We start from the raw sequence: 24,420 nt of genomic DNA, 5'->3' as shown, positions 1-24,420 counted from the left end.
CGGCATGGACATACCTTCTGCATCCGTGGCGGCCTTCCTCGTCGCCGCCCTCCTCTTCGTGCTCACGCTCGCAGGGCTCGCTCGGCACGAGTCCGCCAAGCTCGGCAACTATTTCGGCATGCTCGGCATGGCGGTCGCTCTGGTCGCGACCACCGCGCTGGCCTTCGACGGCGGTGTCGACAGCCTCGGTGCCGTCCTGCTCGTGGTCGCGGTCATCCTCGGTGCCACCATCGGCCTCACGTTGGCCCGCAAGGTCGAGATGACAGGCATGCCGGAGCTGATCGCGCTGTTGCACAGTTTCGTCGGCCTGGCCGCCGTGCTCGTCGGCTGGAACGGTTACCTGCACGTCGAGAACCATCCCGGCGGCCACGAGTCGGCGGTGCTCGATGCCGCCGGACTGCTCGGCATCCACAGTGCCGAAGTGTTCATCGGCGTGTTCATCGGCGCGGTCACCTTCACCGGCTCGATCGTCGCCTATCTCAAGCTCTCGGCGAGGATCAAGTCGGCGCCGCTGGTACTGCCGGGCAAGAATGTGATCAACATCGGCGCGCTAGTGGTCTTCGCGGCCCTGACCGTGTGGTTCGTCATCGACCCGCAGCTGTGGTTGCTGATCGTGATCACGATCCTCGCGCTTGCCCTGGGCTGGCACCTGGTCGCGTCCATCGGCGGCGGCGACATGCCGGTCGTCGTCTCGATGCTCAATAGCTACTCCGGTTGGGCCGCAGCGGCTTCCGGGTTCCTGCTCAACAACAACCTGTTGATCATCGTCGGCGCACTGGTCGGCTCCTCCGGTGCCTACCTGTCCTACATCATGTGCAAGGCGATGAACCGCTCCTTCATTTCGGTGATCGCCGGCGGGTTCGGCGTGGTGGCCGGACCGGCGGACGACGTCGACTACGGCGAGCACCGCGAGATCCAGGCGGACGCCGTGGCGGAGCTGCTCGCCGGCGCGAAGTCGGTCGTGATCACCCCGGGCTACGGCATGGCGGTCGCACAGGCGCAGTACCCGGTCGCCGATCTGACCGCGAAGTTGCGGGCGAGGGGTGTCGACGTGCGCTTCGGCATCCACCCGGTCGCGGGGCGCCTACCCGGCCATATGAACGTACTGCTGGCCGAGGCGAAGGTGCCCTACGACATCGTCCTGGAGATGGACGAGATCAACGACGACTTCTCCGACACCGACGTGGTTCTTGTCATCGGCGCGAACGACACCGTCAACCCGTCCGCGGCCGAGGACCCGTCGTCACCGATCGCCGGGATGCCGGTGCTCGAGGTGTGGAATGCCAAGGATGTCATCGTGTTCAAGCGTTCGATGGCCGCCGGCTATGCCGGGGTGCAGAACCCCCTGTTCTTCCGAGACAACAGCCAGATGCTGTTCGGTGATGCGAAGCAGCGGGTCGACGACATCCTCAGTGTGCTGTGAACCTTCGGGACGTGTAGACGCCGCCGAACCGTGAATACGGGCCCCGCAATGGGCGCGTCTTGTTCGTGTCGTAGAGCGCGGCGGACAGCCGGGCTCCGGACAGCCGCCACCGCCGACGCCACGGCTGACTCGCTAGGCTGACCCCATGAGCACTGCTGAAGAGCCGTTGACCGCGGGCCGCGACGGGCTGCTGTCGTTGCTGCGGCACGGACAACTTCCCTCACGGGCAGCGAAGGCACCGCAGCGGGAGCGTTATCAGCGCATAGTCGCGGCGGCCATGGAGCTCGCTTCCGAGGGTGGTTACGACGCCGTGCAGATGCGAGCGATCGCAGATCGGGCCGGCGTGGCACTCGGCACCGTGTATCGATATTTTCCCTCGAAGAACCACATGCTCGTCATGGGGCTCCTCATGGTGTTCGAGGGAATGCGCGCCCGCTTCGAGGACGTCGTGATTCCCGGGGACACTCCCTCAGAGCGGATTCTGTTCGTTCTCCGGAAGAACACGGAAGTGCTGGAGAAGGACCGACCGCGATATGAGGCGCTGGTTCGAGCGTTCATGTTTGCCGACGCGTCGGCGTCGGCCGAACTCGATGCCTTCGGCGCGCTGATGACCGAGATGTTCGCCAAAACCATCGGTGTCGAGAAGATCTCCGACGACCAGTTGAACGCAATACGCGTGATCGGTGACGTCTGGATGTCGAGCCTGGTGTCGTGGGTGGCCGGCCGCATTTCGGTGGACGAAGTGATGTCGCACCTCACTCTTGCTGTCCGCCTCGTGTTCCGGCGACTGGGCGGCTGAAGGTACGCGCGAAGCTCGGACATCGAGGCCAGTGACGCCAGGACCGCTGCACCGGCTGTGCGGCGTCGTCCGGGTGTCCTCCGCGTCGGTCATATGCCTCCATTGCACATGGCAGCCTGTTACGCCGTGTATCCACCGTCGACATCGAGTTTCTGTCCGGTGATGAACCCCGCACGGTCACTCGCCAGGAAGCACACGGCCTCGGCGATGTCCGTGGCCGTGCCGAAACGGCGAAGCGGGATGCGGCTCATGGCCACGTCGAGGGCGCGCTGGTCGAGATCGGCTGACTGGATGAGGCGCTGCGCCATTCCGTCGGTGAGCATGCCCGGGCCGACGGAATTGAAGCGGACCCCGAAGCGACCCTCCTCGGCCGCGAACCCCTTGACCAGTTGCTCGACAGCACCTTTGGTACCTGCCGAGAGGCCGTCGCGGACGGGGTAGCGGCTGGTGGCAGCGGTCGTGACGGCGACCACGGAACCTGCGGATTCCCGCAGGGCCGGGAGCGCGGCGCGGACGACGGTGAAAAACGCGACAGCTTCCTGTTCGAGATGGACGGCGTATTCCTTCGGCGTGATCTGCGAGAGGTGGACCATCGGAATGTGCGGTCCCGCTGCGTGAATAAGGATGTCGAGCCCGCCGAAGTGCTCAACCGTCTGCCGGACGACCTCGGCGACGCGAAGTTCGTCGACGAGATCCGTGGAGAAGGCGGCGCAGGTGACACCGGTCTGCTCGAGTTCGGTCACCAGGTCGGCCGCGACATCGGCGTGGGACCGGTAGGTGATGGCCACGTGGTGCCCGAGGTCCGCGAGTTGGCGCGCCACGGCGGAACCGATGCCGCCCGTGCCACCGGTGACCAGAGCGGACAGTCGCCGCGGGGGAGCGCTGTTACGGGGTGCCGCCATAGGGACTCCAATGATCGGGGACGAGCCACATCATCAACCTAGCAACTGCTTGGTCGCGCTGTGAACCGAGCGGCAGCGCAGCGAACCGGGCGAGAGCGCAGCCTTGCCTCGCTATCGGGCAACGCAGCGCGGACCTAGCCTGAACCCATGTCCGCAGAACGCGCTGAGTCCTCGCATGCCGCCGTGGAACCGCACGGCCCCACCCTGGCCGGTCGCCTCAACTGGTTGCGTGCCGGGGTTCTCGGAGCGAACGACGGCATCGTGTCCACCGCCGGTCTGGTTGTCGGTGTCGCGGCAGCCACCACCGAGCGATCGGCGATCTTCACCGCAGGTTTCGCCGGTCTCGCGGCCGGGGCCGTGTCCATGGCTCTCGGCGAGTACGTGTCGGTGAGCACGCAGCGCGATACGGAACGGGCGTTGCTGTCGAAGGAACAACAGGAACTTTCCGAAACCCCGACGGCTGAATTCGAAGAGCTCGTGGCGATCTACGAGCGGAAAGGGTTGCGCGAGGACACTGCCCGCACGGTGGCCCGCGAACTCACCGAACACGATGCCTTTGCCGCGCACGTCGACGTCGAGTTGGGTCTCGATCCGGATGAACTGACCAATCCGTGGCAGGCGGCCGGGTCTTCGGCGCTGTCTTTCACTCTCGGTGCTGCCATTCCCTTACTGGCGATTCTTCTCACGCCGGTGCACCTTCGCGTCCCTGTGACTTTTCTGGCTGTACTGTTCGCACTCGCCCTGACCGGGTCGGTGAGTGCCACTCTCGGCGGCGCTCGGCGGACCCGCGCCGTCCTGCGGGTGGTGCTCGGCGGCGCACTCGCCATGGGGGTGACCTATGGCATCGGTCAGTGGGTGGGGACCGCCATCACGTAGCGCCGGACGAGTCTCAGCTTCGACAGATCATGACCGGAGTGGTGGCGTGGTGGAGCAGGTTCTGGCTCGTCGATCCCATCAGCGCGCCGAGCAGCGGTCCACGGCCATGGCTGCCCACGACGATCAACTGGGCGTCGGCGGCGTGCTGGAGAATGACGTCCGCGGCGGCGCCCTGCTGAGCCACCTTCGTCACGGAGACGTCCGGGTACCGCTCCGACTCTCCGGCCAAGCCCTCCGACAGGACGGCGGCTTCCTCCTGTTTCACCGCCTCCCAGTCGACGAGCATGCCGGTGCCGCCCGCTCCGAAAGTCGGCGAGCCCTGCCAGGTGTGGACCGCAACCAGGGGCGCGCCGAAGAAGGAGGCGAACTCGAATGCGTGGGACACCGCGTCACGGCTGAGTTCGCTTCCGTCGACTCCGACCACGACGGGACGACCGTCCGGCGCACTCGCCTCGCCGCGCAGCACGACGACCGGACACTCCGCACGGTTGGCCACGTGCAGCGCGGTCGATCCGAGAAGGACCGACCGGAACGCCCCTGCTCCGGTCGAACCCAGCACGATGAGCCGGGCCCAGTCGGCGGCTTCGAGCAGCGCCGTGCCCGCCGGTCCGGGACTGATCGTCGTCTCGATCGTGAGATCCGGGTAGTGCTGTCCCAGTAGCTTCTTCGCGGTGTCGACGATGGCCTCGCCGTCCTCTCTCAATTGGCTGAGAAACTGCGATTCCAGCATGATCGACGCCGGGCTGTACAGCGGGCCGTCCTGCGGCAACGCGTGGACGAGTGAGAGTGTGGCGCGCCATTTCGCTGCTACTGCGGCGCCCCACGTGGCGGCGGCCGTGGACGCGTCGGATCCGTCGAGGCCGACGACGACGGAATGGCTTGAAGAAGTGCTCACGTCTGGTTCCCTTCGTCGGGCTGTACTCGTCCGGTGTCCACAGTGCCTTATGTGCGTACTTTGCGGACCCACCTCCGGCAAGTAACGGACTCGTCACGACACGGCGACGGATAGGCGTCGAAACTCCGGAATTCCGAAGATTCACCTGTCACAACACAATAGTCGTACACCTGTACTTTACTTCTGCCTCAGAGGTATCGGGAGGAGGTCACAAAGGGGAGAAGCCGACCATGTCCGCCCAGCGCGGAGAGGAAGGACTCAGCATGACCACATGCCACATCGAGAGGCGCACCCTGGGCTGGATTGCCACGATCGGCGCAGCCGTGACGGTTCCACTGGGCCTGAGCGCCGGCGTTGCGTCTGCCGCACCGCACAACTGGGACGCCGTCGCCGAATGCGAAAGCGGCGGCGACTGGACGATCGATACCGGAAACGGTTACTACGGAGGCCTGCAATTTCTGCCCGAGACCTGGAAATCCCATGGCGGAAAAGGAGACCCGTCCGAAGCGAGTCGAGCGGAACAGATCCGTATCGCCGAAAAAGTGCTCCAGAGCCAGGGGGTCGGCGCCTGGCCGGACTGCGGCCAATACCTGACAGACCCCGTCGAGGTGCCGGAAACGGACGAGGTGCCGGAAACGCCGGAAGTGAGCGAGGTGCCCGAAGTGGCTCCGTCGTCGCCTGTGCCCGAAGTGGCTCCGTCGTCGCCTGTGCCCGAAGTGGCTCCGTCGTCGCCTGTGCCCGAAGTGGCTCCGTCGTCGCCTGTGCCCGAAGTGGCTCCGTCGTCGCCTGTGCCCGAAGTGGCTCCGTCGTCGCCCGAGGATCTCACACCCGCCGAAAAAGCGGCCACGGTGAAGGCGGCTGCCCAGGAGGCTCTCGACAGCGCCCGCCGCCTCGCCGAGCAGAACGGATCCGGTCAGGTTCTGGAGCAGAGGGTGGCGGCCTCGCAGGAGTAGTTCGACGTCCCTTCGCTGAGTGTCAGTGCGCCGGAGGGGTGGACGTCGGCCACGTCAGGGTCCGCTCACTGACGAACCGGCGGTGTGCACCCGACAAGGGATCGGTGAATTCCACCGAGCGTGCGAGTAGGCGCAACGGAGTCGAATAGTCGTCCCCGGCAACGTCATAGAAGTCGGGGTAGAAATTGTCACCGAAAATCGGGATGCCGAGTGCGCTCATGTGCAACCGCAGCTGGTGCGTCTTGCCGGTGTGGGGGAGCAGTCGATAGCGCGCGGCACTACCGCGGATTTCGAGCAGTTCGATGTGACTCTCGCTGTTCGCGGGCCCCTCCGTCTCGAAAGCCTTCAACACGCCGCGTTGCTTGACGATGCGGCTGCGGACCGTTGCCGGAAGGGTCAACTCGGGGTCGTAGCGGGCAAGTGCCTCGTACTCCTTGCGCACTTCCCGTCGATCGAACAGCGATTGGTAGTCCCGCCGGACCTCGCGTCGCACGGTGAAGATCAGAACTCCTGCAGTGAGACGATCCAGCCGGTGTACGGGCGTCAGGTCGGGAAGTCCGAGACTCCTGCGCAACCGTACGAGTGCGGACTCGACGATGTACGCGCCTCGTGGTGTGCTGGCCAGGAAATGGGGCTTGTCGACGACGAGCAGATTCTCGTCGCGATGCAGGATCTCGATCTCGAACGGCACCCGCGATTCCACCGGAGGATCCCGGTAGAGATAGACGTCTCTCCGCGGGACGAACGCCGTCGACTCGGTGACGGGGTGCCCCCGCTCGTCGACCACCTCCCGCTTGGCCACCTTCTCGCGGAGCCGTGTTTCGTCGTGGGGAAAGCGGCCGACGAGGTACTCGAGGACGGTGGGCCACGGTCCGTCGTCGGGCGTCCTCAGCCGCGTCGGGTTGAGGCCGTCACGAACGGGAAGCGGGGCGTCGGGCACACCGTCGACGGTAGTGCAGCTTGTCTGTAACTCGACGTTGACCTGGCGCGAACCCATGGTTACTATCCGGTAAGTTTGTGACGCGGGCCACCCTGGTCGCTGAGGCGCGTCATCGGAAAGTTCACGGGGGTTCTTAGGTGATCGTGCGTCGCTGGGCGTTTCGACCAGGTGTATTGGCAGTCGCGGTAGCAATGTCAATAGGGCTCGCTGTAGCGCCCACGGCGTCCGCTGACCCGACCGGAGGACCCGCGGCCGCACAGTGGCTGGCTGCCGTCGATGCACCGCCGGCCTACCCGGTCGTCGCCATCGACTGGGACGTGCCCATCACGATGAGTGACGGGACCGTGCTGAAGGCGAACGTCTATCGGCCCGCCGACGCGGCAGGCATTCCGGTCGACACCAAGATGCCCTCGGTTCTCAATGTCACGCCGTATACCAAGTTGATCGGCAACGTCGTCGACTCCGTGCTCGCGGTCCCGGGGCTCGAAGACACCGTTGTCGACCTGGTGAATTCCTACAACCTCGCCGGGACGCCGTTCGACGGCATCACCGAGGCCGCGAAGGTTCTGTCAGGTGGCGGCATGCGTGTTTTCGGTGTCAACCGCGACCTCGTGCAGAACGGATACACGCAGGTGGTCGTGGATGCGCGGGGCACCGGCTTCTCGCAAGGCGAATGGCAGGCACTCGGGCCGGTCGAGCAGCGCGATTCCGTCGAGGTGATCGATTGGATCAGCAAGCAGAGCTGGTCTGACGGCAGAGTCGGGATGGGCGGCGTGTCCTACTCGGGCATCAACTCCCTGCAGGCCGCGGGTCATCAGCCGCCTGCACTGAAGGCGATCTTCCCCACCGAACCCGGAAACGATCTGCTCCGCGACATCGTCGGGACCGGCGCCGGACTGGGTGTCGGTTTCATGCCCCTCTGGCTCTCGCTGGTGAACGGTCTCAAGTTCGTTCCGGACGTACAGGCGCTCGCGCAGGGCCGCTTCGACCAGACCTGGCTTCAGGATCGGCTTCGGGATCCCCTGACGCTGTTCCCGGCTCTCCTCGAGGCCATGACAGCGCCCACCGTGAACGACCTGGATCCCGGCACGCTGCGGGTAGCGCAGGATGGGGAGTTCTACGAAGAGCGCAAGGCCCGGGTGGACGACATCGAGGTGCCGACGATGCTCTACGGCGCGTGGCACGACATCTTCGCCAACAGCGAGCCCCGGGTCTACAACGACATCCCCCTGCCGCCGGGCGAGAAGCAGCTGATCATGAGCGACGCCTACCACATCAACTTCGGCGGTGGGTTCGGTGAGCCGGGCGCCCCGCCGCGCCTCGACGTTCTCGAACGCGCCTGGTACGACAAGTGGCTGAAGGGTGTCGACAACGGAATCGACGGCTACGGCCCGGTCACGCTGTATCAGCAGGGCAACGGATGGACCACTACCGATTCGTTCCCTCGGGCCGGCGTCGACTACCAGCGGATGTATCTGTCCAACGCGCCGAGCGGCACGGCGGGGCATGCTGCGCACGACGGCAGCCTCGTCCCGGCGCAGCCCGCCGATTCCGCGAATCTCACGGTGGCGCCGGGCCTGCGGGCGCTGTGCTCGCGTGACGGTGCCCAGGGCACGGCCGGGGCGGCCGTGATCTTCGGATCGGCATGCACCAAAGACTCGCGTTTCAACGAGGCCGAGGGACTCGCGTTCACCAGTGCCCCCGTCACCCGGCCCACGGAGTTGTCGGGACCCGTCAACCTGCATCTCGAGACGGTGCTCGACGCCACCGACGGCTTCTGGGCGGTCACACTCAACGACGTCGCGCCCGACGGTACGTCGACGACCTTGACCAATGGGGCGCTCACTGCGTCGATGCGTGCGGTGGACGATGCGCAGAGCACGAAGTCTCCCAACGGCGACTACACCGAACCGCATCACTACCTGACGGTGGCGGCGCGCCAGCCCCTCGTTCCCGGGGAGGTCACACCCGTGGACATCAACTTCGTGCCCACCGACGCCGTCCTGGCGCCCGGACACCGGTTGCGTGTCGACGTGTACGCGAGCAGCTTTCCGCGTTATCTGCCGCTCGGACCGATGCTCGCGGACAGCCAGTTGAAGCCGCAGCATGTCCGGTTGTCACCGGACAGGCCGAGTTTCGTCAACCTCCCGCTGGTCGGAGCAACGGCGTGGTGACGGGTGTTGGCCGCGTCCCGACTTCCGTAGGGTTGCTCTCATGACCAAGTGGACAGCAGCGGACATCGCGGATCAGCAGGGCCGGACGTTCGTCGTCACGGGCGCCAACAGTGGATTGGGGGAGGTGGCTGCGCGCGCACTCGCCAAGGCGGGCGCCCACGTCATCCTCGCCTGCCGCGACACCGCGAAAGGCGACGCGGTCGCGCGCACCATCGGTGACAACGCCGAGGTCCGCCGACTCGACCTCGCCGATCTGGCTTCGGTGCGAGACTTCGCCGCGGGCATCGGTTCGGTCGACGTGCTGGTGAACAACGCCGGAGTGATGGCAGTTCCCCGGCGTAAAACCGTCGACGGCTTCGAAATGCAGATCGGCACAAACCATCTCGGCCACTTCGCGCTCACCGGCCTGCTCCTCGCCAAGATCACCGACCGGATTGTCACGATGTCGAGCACCGCACACAAGATGGGATCCATCGACCTCGACGATCTCAACTGGGAAAACCGCAAATACAACCGGTGGAGCGCGTACGGACAGTCGAAACTCGCGAATCTTCTGTTCACCTACGAGCTACAGCGCAGACTCGCCGCGGCGGGGTCATCGGTCAAGGCTGTTGCCGCGCATCCCGGTTACGCATCGACCAATCTGCAGGCCCACACCGAGTCGGTACAGGACAAGCTGATGGCCGTCGGTAACCGAATCTTCGCGCAGTCAGCGGAAATGGGTGCGCTGCCCATGCTGTACGCGGCCGCCGTTCCCGATGTGGCGGGCGGGAGTTACCTCGGGCCGGACGGGCTGTTCGAGCAGCGTGGCCACCCGAAGGTGGTCGGTTCCACTACGAAGTCGCGGGACGAGAAGACCGCGGGTGCCTTGTGGTCGCTGTCCGAGAACCTGACGGGCGTCGAATACACATTCGCATAACCGACGCCCGCCGGTAGGTTCAGTCCTCGGTGACGTCGAGGGTGACCTCGACATTTCCCCGAGTTGCGTTGGAATACGGGCAGACCTGGTGCGCCTTCTCGGTCAATTCGAGGGCCTCGTCGCGCGAGAGATGGGGCAGGGACACCTCGAGGGTCACGGCGAGACCGAAACCGCCGCCGTTCGCCGAGCCGATTCCGACGCGCGCACCGACCGCCGAGTCGGTGATATCTGCCTTGGCCTGGCGGGCCACCATCTGCAGTGCCGAGTGGAAGCACGCGGCGTAGCCGGCGGCGAACAACTGCTCCGGGTTCGTGCCGTTGCCCGAACCGCCCATCTCGACGGGGATGGCAAGGTCGAGATCGAGTCGGCCGTCCGAGGTGCGGGCGTGGCCGTTGCGGCCTTCTCCGGTGGCCAGGGCTTCGGCGGTGTAGAGAATCTGCACGGGATTACTTCCTTTTCAGGGGATCGGTTGCGGTGTACTGGTGTAGCGATTCGGTGAGACGACTCAAGGTGTCGCGGAGGGCGACGAGCTCGTCGACGTCCATGCCCGTCGAGCCGGCCAGTGCGGCCGGAATGCCTACGGCGGAATGCCGCAGCTGGGTCCCGGCCTCGGTGAGGTGGATACCGACCCTCCGCTCGTCGGCCGAGTCGCGACGACGCTCGACCAACCCGAGCGATTCGAGTCTCTTGAGTAGCGGTGACAGGGTGCCGGTATCGAGATCCAGGGCGTCGCAGATGTCGCGCACGCCCCGGCCGTCCCGCTCCCACAGCACCAGCAGAACCAGGTACTGCGGGTACGTCACACCCAACTTCTCGAGCAGCGACCGGTAGGTCGCCGTCATGGCCCGCGATGCCGAGTAAAGGGCAAAGCACAACTGGCGGTCGAGGGTGAGAGGATCGGTCACCCCAGAATGGTTGCACACAACTTAATTGTGCGCAACAAAGACGGGTGCGGCTTTCTCTTTTCGCGGCAGCGCTTAGACTGTCGCCAGTGACACGGGGTGCTGCCCGGCGAAAGCTGCGCGGCTGAGAACACACCCGTCGAACCTGAACTAGGTAGTGCTAGCGAAGGGATGTCGCGCCGACCGCTGATGCGTGCGGTCGTCCGGCGTTCCTCGCGGCCGGACGAAAGGTGCGCAATGCAGATCGACAAGCAGATCGTTCTCGTGACCGGGGGTGGACGCGGCCTCGGTTCCGCCATCGTGCGCTCGTTCGCCGAGCAGGGCGCACGGGTGGTGGTGAACTACCGTCGTAGCCGAGACGCGGCCGAGGACCTCGCGGCGGAGGCGGGCGCCGGGCAGGCCATCGCGCTACAGGCCGATGTCACGGACCGCGAACAGGTTGACGCCCTGTTCGGCGCGGCGGCAGACCACTTCGGCTCACCGGTCACCACCGTGATCAACAACGCCCTCGCCGATTTCTCCTTCAACGGCGACGCCCGCGACAAGGCCGACGCCATCTCGTGGGACGCCTTCGACGCGCAGCTGCAAGGGAGTGTCAAGGCGACTCTGAACACCACGCAAGCCGCACTACCGGGCATGCGCTCAATCGGCTTCGGTCGCATCGTCACCATCGGAACCAACTTGTTCCAGAACCCCGTAGTTCCCTACCACGATTACACGGCGGCCAAGGCTGCAGCACTGTCACTGACCCGGACGCTCGCCGCCGATCTCGGTCCCGACGGCATCACGGTGAACATGGTGTCGGGGGGGCTGCTGCGCACCACGGACGCGAGCGCCGCCACTCCGGACGAGGTGTTCGACCTCATTGCGGCGAGTACGCCCCTGCAACGCGTCACCACTCCGGAAGAATTCGCCGACGCGGTGCTGTTCTTCGCCTCTCCGTGGTCGCGTTCGGTGACGGGTCAGAATCTCGTCGTCGACGGGGGATTGGTCAAAGACTGATGACAGCACGTAAGCAACTGCACCTCAACGCATTTCTTTTCGCCTGCGGACACCACGGCGCCGCCTGGCGGCACCCGGCGTCGCAGGTCGAACGGCTCACCGACATCGCCTACTACGAAGAGCTGGCGCAGACCGCAGAACGTGGCTGCTTCGACGCCGTCTTCTTCGCCGACGGACACTCGTTGCGAGAGCCCGCCGCCGGCGGACTGTGGTTTCTCGAACCGCTGACGGCGTTGTCGGCGATGGCCCGGGCGACGGAGCGAATCGGGCTGGTCACCACCGTGTCCAGCACCTTCTACACGCCCTTCCACGCCGCCCGGATGCTTGCATCGCTCGACCACATCAGTGGCGGCCGGGCCGGGTGGAACGTCGTGACCTCCATGTTCGACGCGGAGGCCCGTAACCACGGACTCGAGGAAATGCCGCCGCACGACGAGCGGTACTCGCGCGCCGCCGAGTTCGTCGACGTGGCACTCGCGCTCTGGGATTCGTGGGACGCGGACGCGTTGGAACTCGACCGAGGCGGGGTGTTCGCCGACCCGGCGAAGGTCGTCCCGATTCATCACCGTGGCAAGCATTTTCTGGTGGACGGCCCGCTGAACGTGCCGCGGTCGCCGCAGGGGCGTCCCGTCCTCTTCCAGGCCGGTGCCTCCGAGCAGGGCCGCGACCTGGCGGCCCGCTGCGCCGAGGGTATCTACGCCGTGGCGTACGACCTCGAATCCGCTCAGAATTACTACCGAGACGTCAAGCGGCGCATCCGAACTGCGGGCCGCGATGCCGACGCCGTGACCGTGATGCCCGGTCTCGTCACCTACGTCGGATCGACCACCGAGGAGGCACACAGGAAGAAGGCCGAACTCGACGCCCTGCTGCCGGTCGAACAGTCGATCGCGCAACTGTCCCTGTTCACGCATCAGGATTGCAGTGAGTGGGAACTGGACGCGCCCGTCCCCGACCTGCCGCCACTCTCCGAGTTCACCGGACCGCAGGGCCGCTACGACACCATCCTGCGCATCGTCGAGAAAGATCGGCCCACGGTCCGCGCGCTGCTGGGAACACTGGCCGCCGGTGGTGGGCACTGCACGATGATCGGCACGCCGGAGTCGATCGCCGACGACATCGAACGGTGGTTCCACGGAGGTGGCGCCGACGGCTTCAATCTGATGCCGCCGATCTATCCGGACGCTCTCACCGACTTCGTCGACGAGGTGGTTCCCGTACTGCAGAAGCGCGGACTGTTCCGGACCGAGTACAAGACGGCGACGTTGAGGGAACATCTGTCTTCGCCACCACAATGAACACAACCTTCTCTACGTCCGTAACAGTGACTGTGAGCGCCCGCTCGATCAACACTTGCTGTTGTCGCGATCACATTGCGACTTTTCAGGTGCGGACGAGGAGTGGCAATGCTGGTAGCACTCGGCTTTCTGATGGTGGCCGTGTTCATGTTCTTGATCATGTCCAAACGGGCCACCCCAGTGGTCGGGCTGATTGCCGTCCCGGTCGCGTTCGGTGTCGCGGCCGGGGCCGGCCTCGGTATCGGCGACATGATCACCGACGGGATCAAAGCGCTGGCCCCCACCGCGGCACTGCTGTTCTTCGCGATCATCTTCTTCGGGATCATGATCGACGTCGGGCTCTTCGACCCACTGGTGAAGGTGATTCTCAAGCTCGTCCGCAACGATCCCATGCGGCTCGTCGTCGGCACGGCAGTCCTGGCCATGGTGGTGTCGCTGGACGGTGACGGGTCGACGACCTTCATCATCGTCACCTCGGCACTGCTCCCGCTCTACCTGAAATTGAAGGTGAGCCCCGTCGTCCTCACCGTCGTCGCCGGGCTCTCGAACGGCGCGATGAACATCATCCCGTGGGGTGGGCCGACCGTCCGAGCTGCTGCGGCCCTCGGGATCTCCCCGTCCGACGTCTTCGTGCCGATGATTCCTTCGCTCGTTGCCGGACTCGTCATCGTGCTTCTCTTCGCCGTGCAGCTCGGCTACTCCGAACGACGACGCATCGGCACCCTGGTTCTCACATCCGAGCGTCTGCTCGTCGGCGCGGGATCCGGTCGGACTCGGCTTGGTTCCGGCGGCGCTGACGGTGGCAGCGGCAACGCAACCGGCGGTTCCGGAGATTCCGGGTCGGACGACGGGCTCGACGGCTTCGTCGACGGACTGGACCCCGAGCGGCCGACGCTGCGACCGAAGCTGTTGTGGTTCAACGCTGCTCTGAGCGTGGGTCTGCTGGCCGTGCTCGTGATGGACGTTCTGCCCATCCCGGTGCTCTTCATGGTGGCGGCATCGATCGCCTTGATGGCGAACTTCCCGCGCGTCAAGGAGCAGCAGGAAGCCATCACCCGGCACTCGTCGAGCATCGTCTCGGTGGTGGCGATGGTGTTCGCCGCAGCCGTGCTCACGGGAGTCTTCCAGGGCACGGGCATGGTCGAGGCAATGGCGCAGTGGTTGCTCGAGATCATCCCTGCATCGCTCGGACCGCACCTCGCCGTCATCACGGGTGTCCTGAGCCTGCCCTTCACGTTCTTCATGAGCAACGACGCTTTCTACTTCGGTGTGATGCCCGTGCTCGCCGAAACCGCGTCCACCTACGGCATCGAGCCCGTCGAGATGGCCCGCGCTTCGATCACCGGACAGACCTTCCACATGCAGAGCCCGTTGGTCCCGGCCATCCTGCTGCTCGTCACCCTCGCGGGGGTGTCCCTGGCCGACCACCACAAGAAGGTGCTGTGGCGAGCCGCGTTGGTGTCCCTGACCATGCTGGTGGTCGGTGTTGTCGCCGGTCAGATTCCCTGGTAGTCGTCAGTCAAAGTCGTCCGTGTCGGTGGCGGGCCCCTCCGGGGTCGCGCCACCTTCGCCGCTCCAGTCCGCACCCGAACCCTTGTCGTCCTCCGCGGGATCGGACACCACGTCTTTGTGGGCACCCGACTTGCCACTCTCCGTACTCGTCGTCGCCGGGCCGGGTGTGTTCTCGTGCTGCTCGGTGTCCTTGTGCGTCATGTTCGACGGTTACCCACACGGCTGCACGTTCAAAAATCGGGAGCTCGTCTGCCTCCAATTTCCGCGGCGGCCGGGCATACTGATCGAAACTCGATCCCTCCTGGTGAGGCGGTGTCTTCGTGGTGGATCCCGAGGTATTGGTGGTCGGAGCGGGTCCGGTAGGACTGACTGCGGCGATCGAACTGCGCAGGCGCGGCATCTCCTGCCGCATCATCGATCCGCTCCACGAGCCGCCGCAGTACGCCAAGGCGGTGGGCATCCAACCCCGGACCCTCGAAGTGTTCGAAGGTATGGGCGTGCTCGGACGAGTGCTCGACGCGGGGGTTCCATTCCGCGGGCAGATCCTCTACGTCGACGGAGTCGAGGTCGGGCGAATGGAATTGGCCTTGCCCGCGGATGTGCCGTTCGGGTTCATCGGACTGCCCCAGTACGAGACCGAACGCATACTCACCGAACACCTGGCCTCCCTGGGCACCAGGGTCGAGCGCGGAATCGGCCTCGTCTCGTTCGAACAGGACGAGGGCGGGGTGGTCGCCACGGTGAGCGGGGACGGCGGCGGCACCATCCGGTCGCAGTACCTCGCCGGATGCGACGGCGCGCACAGTGTGGTGCGCAAAGGTCTCGGTCTCACGTTCGAGGGCGGCGCCTTCGCTGAGCAGTACATGCTCGGTGACGTCGAAGTGGACTGGTCGTTGCCGCGCGGCTACAACATTCGTTCGGTCCGCCGCACCGAGGACGGACCCGACGATGTCCTCGTGTGCATTCCCTTGCCCGGTCGTCGTCGGTACCGGATGTCGATGCTGGTGCCCGCGGAACTGTCGAACACCGGCGCCTCGGCCGGCGACGACATCCGGCACGGATTCGAGTCGGGGCCCACGCCGCAACTCGGGCACATTCAGGCCGTACTCGACAGGCTGGCTCCCGAAACGGCCCGGGCGTCGAACCTTCGGTGGTCCTCCGTGTTCCGCATCAGCCACCGCATCGTCGACTCCTACGGACGTGGACGCGTGTTCGTTGCCGGCGACGCCGCCCATATCCACCCGCCCACCGGGGCGCAGGGTATGAACACCGGGATCCAGGACGCCCACAACCTGGCATGGAAACTTGCGCTCGCCGTGTCCGGAGTCGCGGTCCCCGACCTGACGGACAGCTACGACCTCGAGCGGCGGCCGGTCGGCGAGGAGGTCGTGGGTCGCACCATCCGCAGCGCCCGGGAAGGGATCGGCGCAGGTGCTTCGGACCCCGAACTGGTCATGCGCCGCGAAGCGCAGCTGCTCATCGACTACGGCGACAGCCCTATCGTGACCCGGACCGAGGACGCGACCACGCTGCGGCCCGGTCAGCGAGCGCCCGACGCGCGTGGGTTGACCCGCGCCGCCGTCGCATTCCCGATCCGGCTGTTCGGGTTACTGGGACGCGACCGGCACACACTGCTGCTGTACGCCGACGACCCGGTCGACGCGCGGGGTCTGGCCGTGCTGGAGGCTGCTGCGGCGTCGGCCGTGACCGCGGCCCACGGCCTGCTCGACACCTATCTGATCGCAACTTCGGGTGCCGAGGTCGGTGAAACGATTCTTCCGCTCGTGCGGGACGAGGCCGGCGAATTCGCCGCGGCCTATGGCGCCGAGGGTTGCGCGGCGTACGTGGTCCGTCCGGACGGCTATCTGGGTTTCCGGATGTCGCCCGTCTCGATCGAGGGTCTCGCCGAATACCTGAAGTCGACTTTCCGCTGACCCCGCCGGGAAGAGTGGGTCCATGTCCGGTGTTGTAGGGAGTCCCTCGCGCCGGGCAGCCGTCCTCGCATATGACGGCCATCACAATGAATGGACCCCGCTGCGGGAATTGATCGGAGCACTGGCACGTTAGTTGAGTGAGTAACGCTCAACTTCTTAGGAGGCTTCGGAATGCCAGCATTCTTCGGGCCGGAGGGCCCTGGTCGCATCGACATCAGCCGTCTCATGAGCCGCTCCACCCAGGAACTCATGGCAGCGGCCGCGCGGTTCGCCGCCGGTCGCGGTGACTCCGACCTCGATGCACTGCACGTTCTGCGCGTCATGGCCGAACAAGACCCGGCCAAGACGCTGATGCAGCGAGCAGGCGCTGACGTGTCAGCCGTGTCGGACGCCGTGGAACTGCGTCTTCCGCAGGGCCGGAACTCGTCCGGATTCGCCGTGCCCTCGCTGAGCGGTGCGCTCAAGACCGCGCTACTCGAGGCGCATCAGCTCGCCCGCGCTCTCGGGTCGACGTACATCGATCCCGAGCACCTGTTCCTCGCGCTCGCCGCAGATCAGGACCATGCCGCAGGCCGCCTGCTGGCCTCGGAGGGTGTCACCCCGGAACGTCTACAGACCGCCATCCAAGGCGGGTCGGCCGAGCAGGCGCCGGACTCCGACACTCCCACTCTCGACAAGTACGGTTTCGATCTCACCGAACGCGCCCGCAGCGGCGGCGTCGACCCGGTGATCGGCCGGGCCGACGAGATCGAACAGACCATCGAGATCCTGTCGCGGCGGACCAAGAACAATCCCGTCCTCGTCGGTGAGGCCGGCGTCGGCAAGACGGCGATCGTCGAGGGCCTGGCTCAGCGGATCGTCGACGGCGACGTACCCGACCGTCTGACCGGTAAGCGCATCGTGCAACTCGACCTGTCGAGCATGGTGTCGGGAACCCGGTACCGCGGCGACTTCGAGGAACGCCTCACCAAGGTGATCGACGAGATCGCCGCCCACAAGGACGAGCTGATCGTCTTCATCGACGAGGTCCACACCATTGCCGGCGCCGGTGGAGGAGCAGAGGGCGCGATGGACGCCGGAAACATCCTCAAGCCGAAGCTCGCCCGCGGTGAACTGCACATCGTCGGCGCCACCACCCTCGACGAGTACCGCAAGCACATCGAGAAGGATCCGGCGCTCGAACGCCGATTCCAGCCGGTCACGGTGGCGGAGCCGAGCATCGAGGACGCAGTGGCCATTCTGTCGGGTCTCCGCGACCGATACGAAGAGCACCACGGCGTGCGCTACACCGACGACGCCATCACCGCCGCCGTCGAGCTCTCTGCCCGGTATATCGGTGACCGCTTCCTGCCCGACAAGGCGATCGACTTGATCGACCAGGCCGGGGCCCGGCTACGGCTGCGCATGCCGAGCGTCGACGTGGAGGCTCTGCGGAAGCAGGTGGAGGAGTTGGAACAGGCCAAGAATCAGGCTGTCGCCGATGAGCAGTACGAGAAGGCGTCGGGACTGCGTGACCAGATCACGAAGCTGCAGGCCCGCATTGGTGGCAAGGCCGACGCGTCGGACCTCACACCGGACGTGACCGCCGAGCAGATCGCCGAGGTCGTGTCGCGGTCGACGGGTATTCCCGCAAGCCAGATGACCCAGGAGGAGAAGGAACGCCTCCGCCGGCTCGAAGACGAACTGCACCGGCGGGTCATCGGGCAAGACGACGCCGTGCGGGCCATCGCCCGGGCGGTGCGTCGCAGCCGGACCGGTATGAACGATCCCGACCGCCCCGTGGGCAGCTTCCTGTTCCTCGGCCCGACCGGTGTCGGCAAGACCGAACTGGCGAAGGCTCTGGCCGCCACCCTGTTCGGTGACGAGAACAAGATGCTGCGACTCGACATGAGCGAGTTCGGTGAACGGCACACGGTTAGTCGCCTGGTGGGTGCCCCTCCCGGATACGTCGGCTACGGGGAGGCGGGACAGCTCACCGAGCAGGTCCGGCGCAACCCGTACTCCGTGATCCTGCTCGACGAGATCGAGAAGGCGCACCCCGACGTGTTCAACACGCTGCTGCAGGTACTCGACGACGGACGGTTGACGGACGGTCAGGGCCGGACGGTGGATTTCAAGAACACCGTTCTGATCATGACCAGCAACCTGGGATCCGACATCATCTCCAGCAAGTCGGGCGGACTGGGCTTCACCACCGGTGACGCCGAGGCGTCGGAGAAGCCGCTGCGAGACCGGGTGATGGGCCGGCTGCGTGAGTCGATGCGGCCGGAATTCCTCAACCGGATCGACGAGATCGTGATCTTCCGCAAGCTGGACACCGAACAGCTGCACCGGATCACCGACCTGCTATTGGACGACAGCCGGAAGCGGCTCGAGGCCAAGGGCATCGAGATCTCGTTCAGTGACGCCGCGGTGGACTGGATTGCCGAACACGGACACCAGCCCGAGTTCGGGGCACGCCCGCTGCGCCGGTCGATCCAGCGTGCGGTCGACGACCGGATCGCGGACCTGCTGCTCGACGACATTCTGGTCGAGGGTGGCAGCGTGACGGTCGGTGTCAACGACGACGAGCTGGATCTGGTCGTCGGCTGAGCCCGTGTGAGTGGCACAGTATGCTTCGGCGTACTGTGCCACTCACGTGTGTGCTGGGAGCCCCTTTCCCGCCCTCGCCGTCTTGGATCGGCACCTGGTGATGAGCTGTGCGTCGTGCGCAGTCACCTGTGCAATGTGCTGGGCTACACTGTGATCCGGGTGTATGCCCGGGGTGCGCCGCCTACCATGCAGGAGGTGTGGCCGGATTGCCGCCGACCGCGGTGTGTGCCCGCCTCTGAAACGGTTACCTACTGCCCAGCAGAATTCAGTCGAGCAGCTCGACCTCCCAGTTCGCTTGCTGCACTAGGAGATCGACTTCCCGGATTTGCCGCGCCAGATCATCGGCAGTACGCCTGAGATCCCGAACCGGCAACGCCGCGACGAAGACGTGCTCCGAGCGTAGTTGTCGGCCGTACCGGTCCTGCTCACGACCGGAGGCGGCATCCGCGGCGGCGGACACCACCCGGTGCCGGATACGCAGCATGTCCCGGCGAGCCAGGGCGTCCGTGATGCTCTCATCACCAAGGGGCGCAGAGGTATTCGTTCGATTGATCCTTCGGACGAGAACTTCCAGGCGGTCCAGGACCTCCTCGAGTTCGGCGAGTAGCGCCGCGGCGTCCTCCGCCGGCGACTCACCCTCTTGGTGTCGCGCATTCGTGAGGATGCGCGATTTCAGGTGCTCCACCCGACGCGTCAGATCGCCGCGTTCGGCCAGTGCCGCTGCTAGTTTCATCTCTACCTCCCCGCCCTGTTCGATTGAATGTTCCCCTCGTCTGCGCGAATGTGCGCCAACGATTTCGAGCGTCGACGGACACGCAGGGTGGAGGGGTCACGACATCGGAGGGGTGCCGATCGAAGCGTGGGGAGCGGATCTCGGTGGGCGCTCATGCGCCTTTCGTCGAGTCGCGATTCAGCATCCTCAACAACTACCACATCCCGGCGCTCGGCGCGAGCAGCAATGTCCTCGGTGGGCGGTGGCGACTATCGTTGAGGCATGCGAGCGGAAGACGGCGAATTGACCTCCAAGCACCAACCGTTGCTGGTCTTGAGCAAGATCACGGAGATCCTCGATGCGTTCAGCCTGTCGCGTCCGTCGATGACGCTGGGCGAGATCCAGCAGGCGACGGGTCTGCCGACCTCGACAGTCCAACGGCTCGTCAGCAACCTGGTGGCGCAGGAATTCCTCGACCGGTCCGGCGACCAGATCCGGATCGGCGTGAAGATGGCGTTCTGGGCTGCTACGGCCACCAAGGGACTCGACGTGCTGGCTGTCGTCACGCCGGTGCTGAAGGATATCCGCGACGCCACCGGCGAGACCGCCAGCTTCTTCCGGGTCGAGCAGGGCTACCGCGTGTGCGTGGCCATCGCGGAGACCGAGCACGCGCTGCGCCGAAACATGTACGTCGGAAAGATCGTCCCCTTGCCCGCGGGATCGGCGGGCCGGGTGCTGCTCGCCTGGAACCCGGAACTCACCGAACAGGTCCTCGCCGGCCCCATCGAGCCGATGACCGAGGGCACTGTCACCGACACCGCGGTGCTGCGTGAATTGATCCACCAGGCCCGGGCCGACGGGTACGCCATCACCGCCGGGGAGCGGGAAGACAGCGCGTCGGGATTGGCTGCGCCCGTGTTCGATTCGTCCGCCGACGTGATCGGTGCTTTGGCGATCAGCGGGCCGACGCTCCGCATGCCGCGCGAACAGTGCGAGAAGTGGGTGGATCTGCTCGTCGGCAGCGCCGAGAAGGTCACCCGGACGCTGGGTGGCCGCTACCCGTCATGAGCTGCGCCGCGATCGCGCGGCCGGCTTCGTGCATGGCCACGGCGTCCGTGGCGACGAAAACGCCGGCGATCCGGGACCGGTAGTCGCCGCCGACGCTTCCGCGGCGAGGGTGTCGAAGCCGATCACGTCGAGGACGTACTCGGCGCCGGAGCGGAGTTCGGCGTCGTACCGTGCCCACATGCCGCCGGAGAACCCGCCTGCCGCGCCGGTGCCGTCGACTTCGGACGGGTCGCGGGGGCCGTCGTGCGGCGTGGTGATCCCGCCGGCGACGGCGTCGGCGACCTCGCCTGCGGTGTAGGTGCCCTTGAAACTGTCGGGGGCGATCAGAACCGTCATGGGTTCCACGCTTCCGGGTTGACCGGATGCGGGGGAATCCGGTTCTGCGCCATGGCCACAGCATTCTCGGCGCACAGCCTCGCCATCTCGGCGCGCACCGATACCGTCGCACTGCCGAGGTGGGGGAGCAGGACCGTGTTCGACTGTTCCGCGAGTCCCGGCGCGAGCGCGGGTTCGTCCTCGTACACGTCCAGCCCGGCGCCGGCGATCTCCCCGGACTTCAGGGCGGCGACGAGGGCGGCTTCGTCGACGACGGGACCGCGGGCCGTGTTGACCAGGATCGCGGAGGGTTTCATCGCCGCCAGCACGCCCGCATCGACCAGGTGGCGGGTCTGCGCGTTGAGGGGCACGTGCAGCGACAGGTAGTCGCTGGTGGCGACGAGGGTGTCCCAGTCGGTGTGGGTGACGAGTCCGGCGAACTCCCCGAGTTCCTCGTCCGTCACCGGCCGGTCGCCGGGAGGCCGCGGGCAGAACTGCACCTGCATGCCGAAGGCCAGTGCCCGTTTCGCGGTCGCCCGCGCGATCCGACCGAACCCGGCGAGACCGAGCGTGCGTCCCGAAACATCCTGACCGAGGAGCAGGTTCGGCTCCCATCCGGTGAACTTTCCGGCGCGGACGAACGTGTCGGCCTCCACGGCGCGGCGGGCGGTGGCCATGATCAGCAGCATCGCGACGTCGGCGGTGGCGTCGGTGAGCACACCGGGTGTGTTGCCGACGAGGATCGAGTTCGCGGTGGCCGCCCCGATGTCGACGTTGTTGAACCCGACCGCATAGTTGGAGATCCCGCGGATCTTCGCGGCGGCCAGGAGGTCGGCGTCGAACGTGTCGCGCAGCTGGGACACCACCACGTCGTAGTCCCCGGACACGCACGCGTCCCGTAGTTGCGCGGCGTCGGGCAACGCGTCGGGGACGTGGACGCTGCCCGCGGTGCGCAGCAGCGTGAGACCGGGTTCGGGGATCGGGGTGGTGACGTAGAACCGGGCGCCGCTCATCGGCCGCCGCCGATGACCCACTCGAACGCAGTGGCGTTGGAGCGTGCGCCCTGAGCGGCCTTGGACCGATTGGCCTCACCGAGTTCCGCGAGCGTCTTCTCGGACAGTTCCACCAGCGACCCGAAAACTGTGGGATTCAGCCAGTCCGGGCGGGTGGCGAACAGCAGGTCCTCGCTGGCGGTGTTGCCGCTGGCACCGGGCGCGAAGGGGCAGCCGCCGAGTCCGCCGAGGGCACCATCGACGGTCATCGCGCCGGCAGCAACCGCGGCGAGGCTGTTCGCGACCCCCATACCCCAGGTGTCGTGGCCGTGGAAGACGATTCCGCGCTGCGGGGTTTCGAGCCGGATCCGGGAGACGAGCGAGTACACCTGGGCGGGGACGGCCTGGCCGAGGGTGTCGCAGACGACGACGTCGACGGCGCCGTGGGCGCGAGGGTCGTTGGCGATGTCGATCACCCGCTGCTCGGGCACCCGGCCCTCGAACGGGCAGGTGAACGACGTCGCGATGCACAGTTGGATGCTGCCGCCGACCTGCTGGGCGAGTTCGATCGCTGCCGGCATCGAGGCGAGGCTGTCCTCGGTGGATCGTCCGATGTTCGCCTGGTTGTGGGAATCGGAGGCGGAGAAGCAGTACTGGAAATGTCGTGCGCCGGCCGCGGCGGCCTTCTCCACGTGCCGGGGCGTCGCCACCCACACCCAGCAGTGGTCCAGTTCCTCCTGGGTCAGTTCGGAGATGACCTCGACGGTGTTCGCCATCGGCGGGACGAGGTCGGGACGGGCCATCGACCCGATCTCGAGCGCGGGCACGCCGAGTTCGAGGAGCCGGCGGGCGATCTCGAGCTTCCGGGCGGTGGGCAGCATCTTGCCCGTCAACTGCAACCCGTCGCGCAGGGTGACGTCGCGGAGCAGGGTGCGTGATTCGAAGGACTGCGTCATGAGAGGCCACCTACTGTGTCGTTGACGATGGAGTCGATCTGTTCCGGGGTCTTGCCGAGCAATGTTTCCAGGACCTCCCGGGTGTGCTCGCCGAGGTCCGGTCCGACGTGGCGGATGGGCAGTGACGTGCCGCCGATCACCGGGACGATGCCGGGGAAACCGACCTGCTTCGGCTCGGCCTCACCGGTGTCGACGGTGAACTGCTGGATCATGTTGCGGGCGGCGTACTGCTCGTCGCTGCAGATGTCGGCGGCGGTGTTGATCGGACCCGACGGCACACCGGCGGTGTCGAGGATCTTCAGCGCCTCCTCGCGGGAATACTGCGCGGTCCATTCGCCGATCGCTGCGTCGAGTTCGTCGCGTCGCTCCCAGCGGCCCGCGTTGCTCTGCAGACCCGGGTCGGTGCCGAGGTCAGGTCGGCCGATCGTGTCCATGTAGCGCTGGAAGATGGCGTCACCGTTGCCCGCGATGATGATGCTGTTGCCGTCGTTGCAGAGGTACGCGTTCGACGGGGCGATGCCTTCCATCCGTCCGCCGACACGTTCACGTTTGACGCCGTACGCGAGGTAGTCGGGGATCAGCGACTCCATCATCGACAGGATCGATTCGTTGAGCGCGACGTCGATGATCCGATGCGGCAGGGACGGGCCCTGCGTTCCGGCGACTTTCGCAGTCTCCCGCTGGAACAGGGCCATGACCGCCCCGAACGCCGCGTAGAGGCCGGCGATCGAGTCGCCGATCGACACCCCTACCCGTACCGGTGGCCGGTCCGGGTCGCCGACGAGTTCACGGAATCCGCCCGCGGCCTCCGCGACCGCAGCGAACCCCGGCCGCTGTGACATCGGCCCGGTCTGCCCGAACGCCGAGATGCGGGTGATCACCAGGTCCGGGTTGGCCGCGTTCAACGCGTCCGGTCCGATGCCCCACTTCTCGAGGGTGCCGGGCCGGAAGTTCTCGAGCAGGATGTCGCACTTGGCGGCGAGGTCGAGGACGAGCTGTTTGCCTTCCTCGGTCCGCAGGTCCAGCACGATCGACTTCTTGTTGCGGTTGATCGTGCGGTACAGCATCGAGGTGTCGCCGGAGTAGAGGCGCCAGTTGCGCAGTTCGTCACCAGTTTTCGGACGCTCCACCTTGATTACCTCGGCCCCGAAGTCGGCGAGCATGCGTCCCGCGGTCGGGGCGGCGATGTAGTTACCCAGCTCGAGTACCCGTACGCCGTCGAGGGGGCGGATCGTGTTTTCAGACATGATGTTCCT

General features: G+C 66.2%; 23 protein-coding genes and 1 riboswitch. Of the genes, 12 read left to right on the top strand and 11 right to left on the bottom strand.

Annotated features, from left to right (window positions below):
* The first annotated feature begins 4 nt into the window (after positions 1-4).
* A complete protein-coding gene (gene pntB / locus JQT59_RS31985; RefSeq protein ID WP_213573418.1) occupies positions 5-1,423 on the top strand; it encodes a Re/Si-specific NAD(P)(+) transhydrogenase subunit beta in 1,419 nt (472 codons plus the stop codon).
* A 145-nt stretch (positions 1,424-1,568) separates the two neighbouring features.
* Entirely contained in the window at positions 1,569-2,222 is a 654-nt protein-coding gene (locus JQT59_RS31980; RefSeq protein WP_159919768.1) for a TetR family transcriptional regulator, read from the top strand.
* A 119-nt stretch (positions 2,223-2,341) separates the two neighbouring features.
* Here the strand turns inward: JQT59_RS31980 and JQT59_RS31975 are convergent, their stop codons facing one another.
* A complete protein-coding gene (locus tag JQT59_RS31975) occupies positions 2,342-3,124 on the bottom strand; it encodes an SDR family NAD(P)-dependent oxidoreductase (RefSeq protein WP_213573417.1) in 783 nt (260 codons plus the stop codon).
* 147 nt (positions 3,125-3,271) lie between these two features.
* Between JQT59_RS31975 and JQT59_RS31970 the strand changes: the two genes are divergently transcribed.
* Entirely contained in the window at positions 3,272-4,000 is a 729-nt protein-coding gene (locus JQT59_RS31970; protein ID WP_213573416.1) for a VIT1/CCC1 transporter family protein, read from the top strand.
* A 13-nt stretch (positions 4,001-4,013) separates the two neighbouring features.
* Here JQT59_RS31970 and JQT59_RS31965 read toward each other — a convergent pair whose 3' ends face one another.
* A complete protein-coding gene (locus tag JQT59_RS31965; RefSeq protein ID WP_213573415.1) occupies positions 4,014-4,895 on the bottom strand; it encodes a universal stress protein in 882 nt (293 codons plus the stop codon).
* Between the two features lie 263 nt (positions 4,896-5,158).
* On the opposite strand from JQT59_RS31965, the gene JQT59_RS31960 reads away from it, so the two are divergent.
* The gene (locus JQT59_RS31960) at positions 5,159-5,848 is read left to right on the top strand and encodes a transglycosylase family protein (RefSeq protein ID WP_213573414.1); all 690 of its coding nucleotides are present in this window, start codon (positions 5,159-5,161) and stop codon (positions 5,846-5,848) included.
* Positions 5,849-5,870: 22 nt separating this feature from the next.
* Here JQT59_RS31960 and JQT59_RS31955 read toward each other — a convergent pair whose 3' ends face one another.
* A complete protein-coding gene (locus tag JQT59_RS31955; RefSeq protein ID WP_213573413.1) occupies positions 5,871-6,788 on the bottom strand; it encodes a pseudouridine synthase in 918 nt (305 codons plus the stop codon).
* A gap of 191 nt (positions 6,789-6,979) precedes the next feature.
* Here JQT59_RS31955 and JQT59_RS31950 point away from each other — a divergent pair, with 191 nt between their 5' ends.
* Both JQT59_RS31950 and JQT59_RS31945 read left to right on the top strand, forming a co-directional pair.
* Complete coding sequence (locus JQT59_RS31950; protein ID WP_213573412.1) at positions 6,980-8,962, top strand: CocE/NonD family hydrolase; 1,983 nt, start codon at positions 6,980-6,982, stop codon at positions 8,960-8,962.
* A gap of 40 nt (positions 8,963-9,002) precedes the next feature.
* The gene (locus JQT59_RS31945; protein WP_213573411.1) at positions 9,003-9,881 is read left to right on the top strand and encodes an oxidoreductase; all 879 of its coding nucleotides are present in this window, start codon (positions 9,003-9,005) and stop codon (positions 9,879-9,881) included.
* A gap of 19 nt (positions 9,882-9,900) precedes the next feature.
* Here JQT59_RS31945 and JQT59_RS31940 read toward each other — a convergent pair whose 3' ends face one another.
* Entirely contained in the window at positions 9,901-10,323 is a 423-nt protein-coding gene (locus tag JQT59_RS31940) for an organic hydroperoxide resistance protein (protein ID WP_213573410.1), read from the bottom strand.
* 4 nt (positions 10,324-10,327) lie between these two features.
* On the bottom strand, positions 10,328-10,786 hold the full coding sequence (locus tag JQT59_RS31935; RefSeq protein WP_159919784.1) for a MarR family winged helix-turn-helix transcriptional regulator: 459 nt from the start codon (positions 10,784-10,786) through the stop codon (positions 10,328-10,330).
* Between the two features lie 82 nt (positions 10,787-10,868).
* Positions 10,869-10,972, top strand: a riboswitch (TPP riboswitch).
* 48 nt (positions 10,973-11,020) lie between these two features.
* On the opposite strand from JQT59_RS31935, the gene JQT59_RS31930 reads away from it, so the two are divergent.
* The 3 genes from JQT59_RS31930 to JQT59_RS31920 all read left to right on the top strand — a co-directional run bounded on the left by JQT59_RS31930 (position 11,021) and on the right by JQT59_RS31920 (position 14,595).
* A complete protein-coding gene (locus JQT59_RS31930) occupies positions 11,021-11,785 on the top strand; it encodes a 3-oxoacyl-ACP reductase (RefSeq protein ID WP_213573409.1) in 765 nt (254 codons plus the stop codon).
* A complete protein-coding gene (locus JQT59_RS31925) occupies positions 11,785-13,083 on the top strand; it encodes an LLM class flavin-dependent oxidoreductase (RefSeq protein ID WP_213573408.1) in 1,299 nt (432 codons plus the stop codon). The genes JQT59_RS31930 and JQT59_RS31925 overlap by 1 nt, the downstream gene beginning before the upstream one ends.
* Before the next feature lie 108 nt (positions 13,084-13,191).
* Positions 13,192-14,595: a CitMHS family transporter gene (locus JQT59_RS31920; RefSeq protein WP_213573407.1), complete on the top strand. Its 1,404-nt coding sequence runs from the start codon at positions 13,192-13,194 to the stop codon at positions 14,593-14,595.
* 3 nt (positions 14,596-14,598) lie between these two features.
* On the opposite strand, the gene JQT59_RS31915 is transcribed toward JQT59_RS31920, so the two are convergent.
* Entirely contained in the window at positions 14,599-14,796 is a 198-nt protein-coding gene (locus tag JQT59_RS31915; protein ID WP_213573406.1) for a hypothetical protein, read from the bottom strand.
* A gap of 119 nt (positions 14,797-14,915) precedes the next feature.
* On the opposite strand from JQT59_RS31915, the gene JQT59_RS31910 reads away from it, so the two are divergent.
* Together JQT59_RS31910 and JQT59_RS31905 are read left to right on the top strand one after the other, a co-directional pair.
* Positions 14,916-16,529 (top strand): FAD-dependent monooxygenase, encoded by a 1,614-nt coding sequence (locus JQT59_RS31910; RefSeq protein WP_213573405.1) that lies wholly within the window; start codon positions 14,916-14,918, stop codon positions 16,527-16,529.
* Positions 16,530-16,700: 171 nt separating this feature from the next.
* Positions 16,701-19,121: an ATP-dependent Clp protease ATP-binding subunit gene (locus tag JQT59_RS31905; protein ID WP_213573404.1), complete on the top strand. Its 2,421-nt coding sequence runs from the start codon at positions 16,701-16,703 to the stop codon at positions 19,119-19,121.
* 265 nt (positions 19,122-19,386) lie between these two features.
* Here JQT59_RS31905 and JQT59_RS31900 read toward each other — a convergent pair whose 3' ends face one another.
* The gene (locus JQT59_RS31900) at positions 19,387-19,854 is read right to left on the bottom strand and encodes a DIP1984 family protein (RefSeq protein WP_213573403.1); all 468 of its coding nucleotides are present in this window, start codon (positions 19,852-19,854) and stop codon (positions 19,387-19,389) included.
* Between the two features lie 261 nt (positions 19,855-20,115).
* Between JQT59_RS31900 and JQT59_RS31895 the strand changes: the two genes are divergently transcribed.
* Positions 20,116-20,901, top strand: coding sequence for an IclR family transcriptional regulator (locus tag JQT59_RS31895; protein ID WP_213573402.1), 786 nt, complete (start codon positions 20,116-20,118; stop codon positions 20,899-20,901).
* Here JQT59_RS31895 and JQT59_RS31890 read toward each other — a convergent pair.
* Genes JQT59_RS31890 through JQT59_RS31875 form a run of 4 tightly spaced genes read right to left on the bottom strand, consistent with a single transcriptional unit; the run spans position 20,896 to position 24,414 of the window.
* On the bottom strand, positions 20,896-21,237 hold the full coding sequence (locus tag JQT59_RS31890; RefSeq protein ID WP_397517663.1) for a glycerate kinase: 342 nt from the start codon (positions 21,235-21,237) through the stop codon (positions 20,896-20,898). The genes JQT59_RS31895 and JQT59_RS31890 overlap by 6 nt on opposite strands.
* Positions 21,234-22,229, bottom strand: a complete 996-nt coding sequence (locus tag JQT59_RS31885) for a 2-hydroxyacid dehydrogenase (RefSeq protein ID WP_213573401.1) — start codon at positions 22,227-22,229, stop codon at positions 21,234-21,236. The genes JQT59_RS31890 and JQT59_RS31885 overlap by 4 nt, the downstream gene beginning before the upstream one ends.
* Positions 22,226-23,164, bottom strand: coding sequence for a hydroxymethylglutaryl-CoA lyase (locus JQT59_RS31880; protein WP_213573400.1), 939 nt, complete (start codon positions 23,162-23,164; stop codon positions 22,226-22,228). The genes JQT59_RS31885 and JQT59_RS31880 overlap by 4 nt, the downstream gene beginning before the upstream one ends.
* Positions 23,161-24,414 (bottom strand): CaiB/BaiF CoA transferase family protein, encoded by a 1,254-nt coding sequence (locus JQT59_RS31875; RefSeq protein WP_213578276.1) that lies wholly within the window; start codon positions 24,412-24,414, stop codon positions 23,161-23,163. The genes JQT59_RS31880 and JQT59_RS31875 overlap by 4 nt, the downstream gene beginning before the upstream one ends.
* Positions 24,415-24,420 lie beyond the last annotated feature (6 nt).

This window comes from Rhodococcus sp. USK13 (genome assembly GCF_018343855.1).
In the GTDB taxonomy this organism is placed as follows: Bacteria; Actinomycetota; Actinomycetes; order Mycobacteriales; family Mycobacteriaceae; genus Rhodococcus_F; species Rhodococcus_F oxybenzonivorans.
Note: the sequence above shows the minus strand (reverse complement) of the source record. Positions and strands in the feature narration are given on the sequence as shown.

Coding starts and splice junctions, on each gene's coding strand:
- pntB (WP_213573418.1), top strand. CDS start 5: ATGGACATACCTTCTGCATCCGTGGCGGCCTTCCTCGTCGCCGCCCTC.
- JQT59_RS31980 (WP_159919768.1), top strand. CDS start 1,569: ATGAGCACTGCTGAAGAGCCGTTGACCGCGGGCCGCGACGGGCTGCTG.
- JQT59_RS31975 (WP_213573417.1), bottom strand. CDS start 3,124: ATGGCGGCACCCCGTAACAGCGCTCCCCCGCGGCGACTGTCCGCTCTG.
- JQT59_RS31970 (WP_213573416.1), top strand. CDS start 3,272: ATGTCCGCAGAACGCGCTGAGTCCTCGCATGCCGCCGTGGAACCGCAC.
- JQT59_RS31960 (WP_213573414.1), top strand. CDS start 5,159: ATGACCACATGCCACATCGAGAGGCGCACCCTGGGCTGGATTGCCACG.
- JQT59_RS31950 (WP_213573412.1), top strand. CDS start 6,980: ATGTCAATAGGGCTCGCTGTAGCGCCCACGGCGTCCGCTGACCCGACC.
- JQT59_RS31945 (WP_213573411.1), top strand. CDS start 9,003: ATGACCAAGTGGACAGCAGCGGACATCGCGGATCAGCAGGGCCGGACG.
- JQT59_RS31930 (WP_213573409.1), top strand. CDS start 11,021: ATGCAGATCGACAAGCAGATCGTTCTCGTGACCGGGGGTGGACGCGGC.
- JQT59_RS31925 (WP_213573408.1), top strand. CDS start 11,785: ATGACAGCACGTAAGCAACTGCACCTCAACGCATTTCTTTTCGCCTGC.
- JQT59_RS31920 (WP_213573407.1), top strand. CDS start 13,192: ATGCTGGTAGCACTCGGCTTTCTGATGGTGGCCGTGTTCATGTTCTTG.
- JQT59_RS31915 (WP_213573406.1), bottom strand. CDS start 14,796: ATGACGCACAAGGACACCGAGCAGCACGAGAACACACCCGGCCCGGCG.
- JQT59_RS31905 (WP_213573404.1), top strand. CDS start 16,701: ATGCCAGCATTCTTCGGGCCGGAGGGCCCTGGTCGCATCGACATCAGC.
- JQT59_RS31900 (WP_213573403.1), bottom strand. CDS start 19,854: ATGAAACTAGCAGCGGCACTGGCCGAACGCGGCGATCTGACGCGTCGG.
- JQT59_RS31895 (WP_213573402.1), top strand. CDS start 20,116: ATGCGAGCGGAAGACGGCGAATTGACCTCCAAGCACCAACCGTTGCTG.
- JQT59_RS31890 (WP_397517663.1), bottom strand. CDS start 21,237: ATGACGGTTCTGATCGCCCCCGACAGTTTCAAGGGCACCTACACCGCA.
- JQT59_RS31885 (WP_213573401.1), bottom strand. CDS start 22,229: ATGAGCGGCGCCCGGTTCTACGTCACCACCCCGATCCCCGAACCCGGT.
- JQT59_RS31880 (WP_213573400.1), bottom strand. CDS start 23,164: ATGACGCAGTCCTTCGAATCACGCACCCTGCTCCGCGACGTCACCCTG.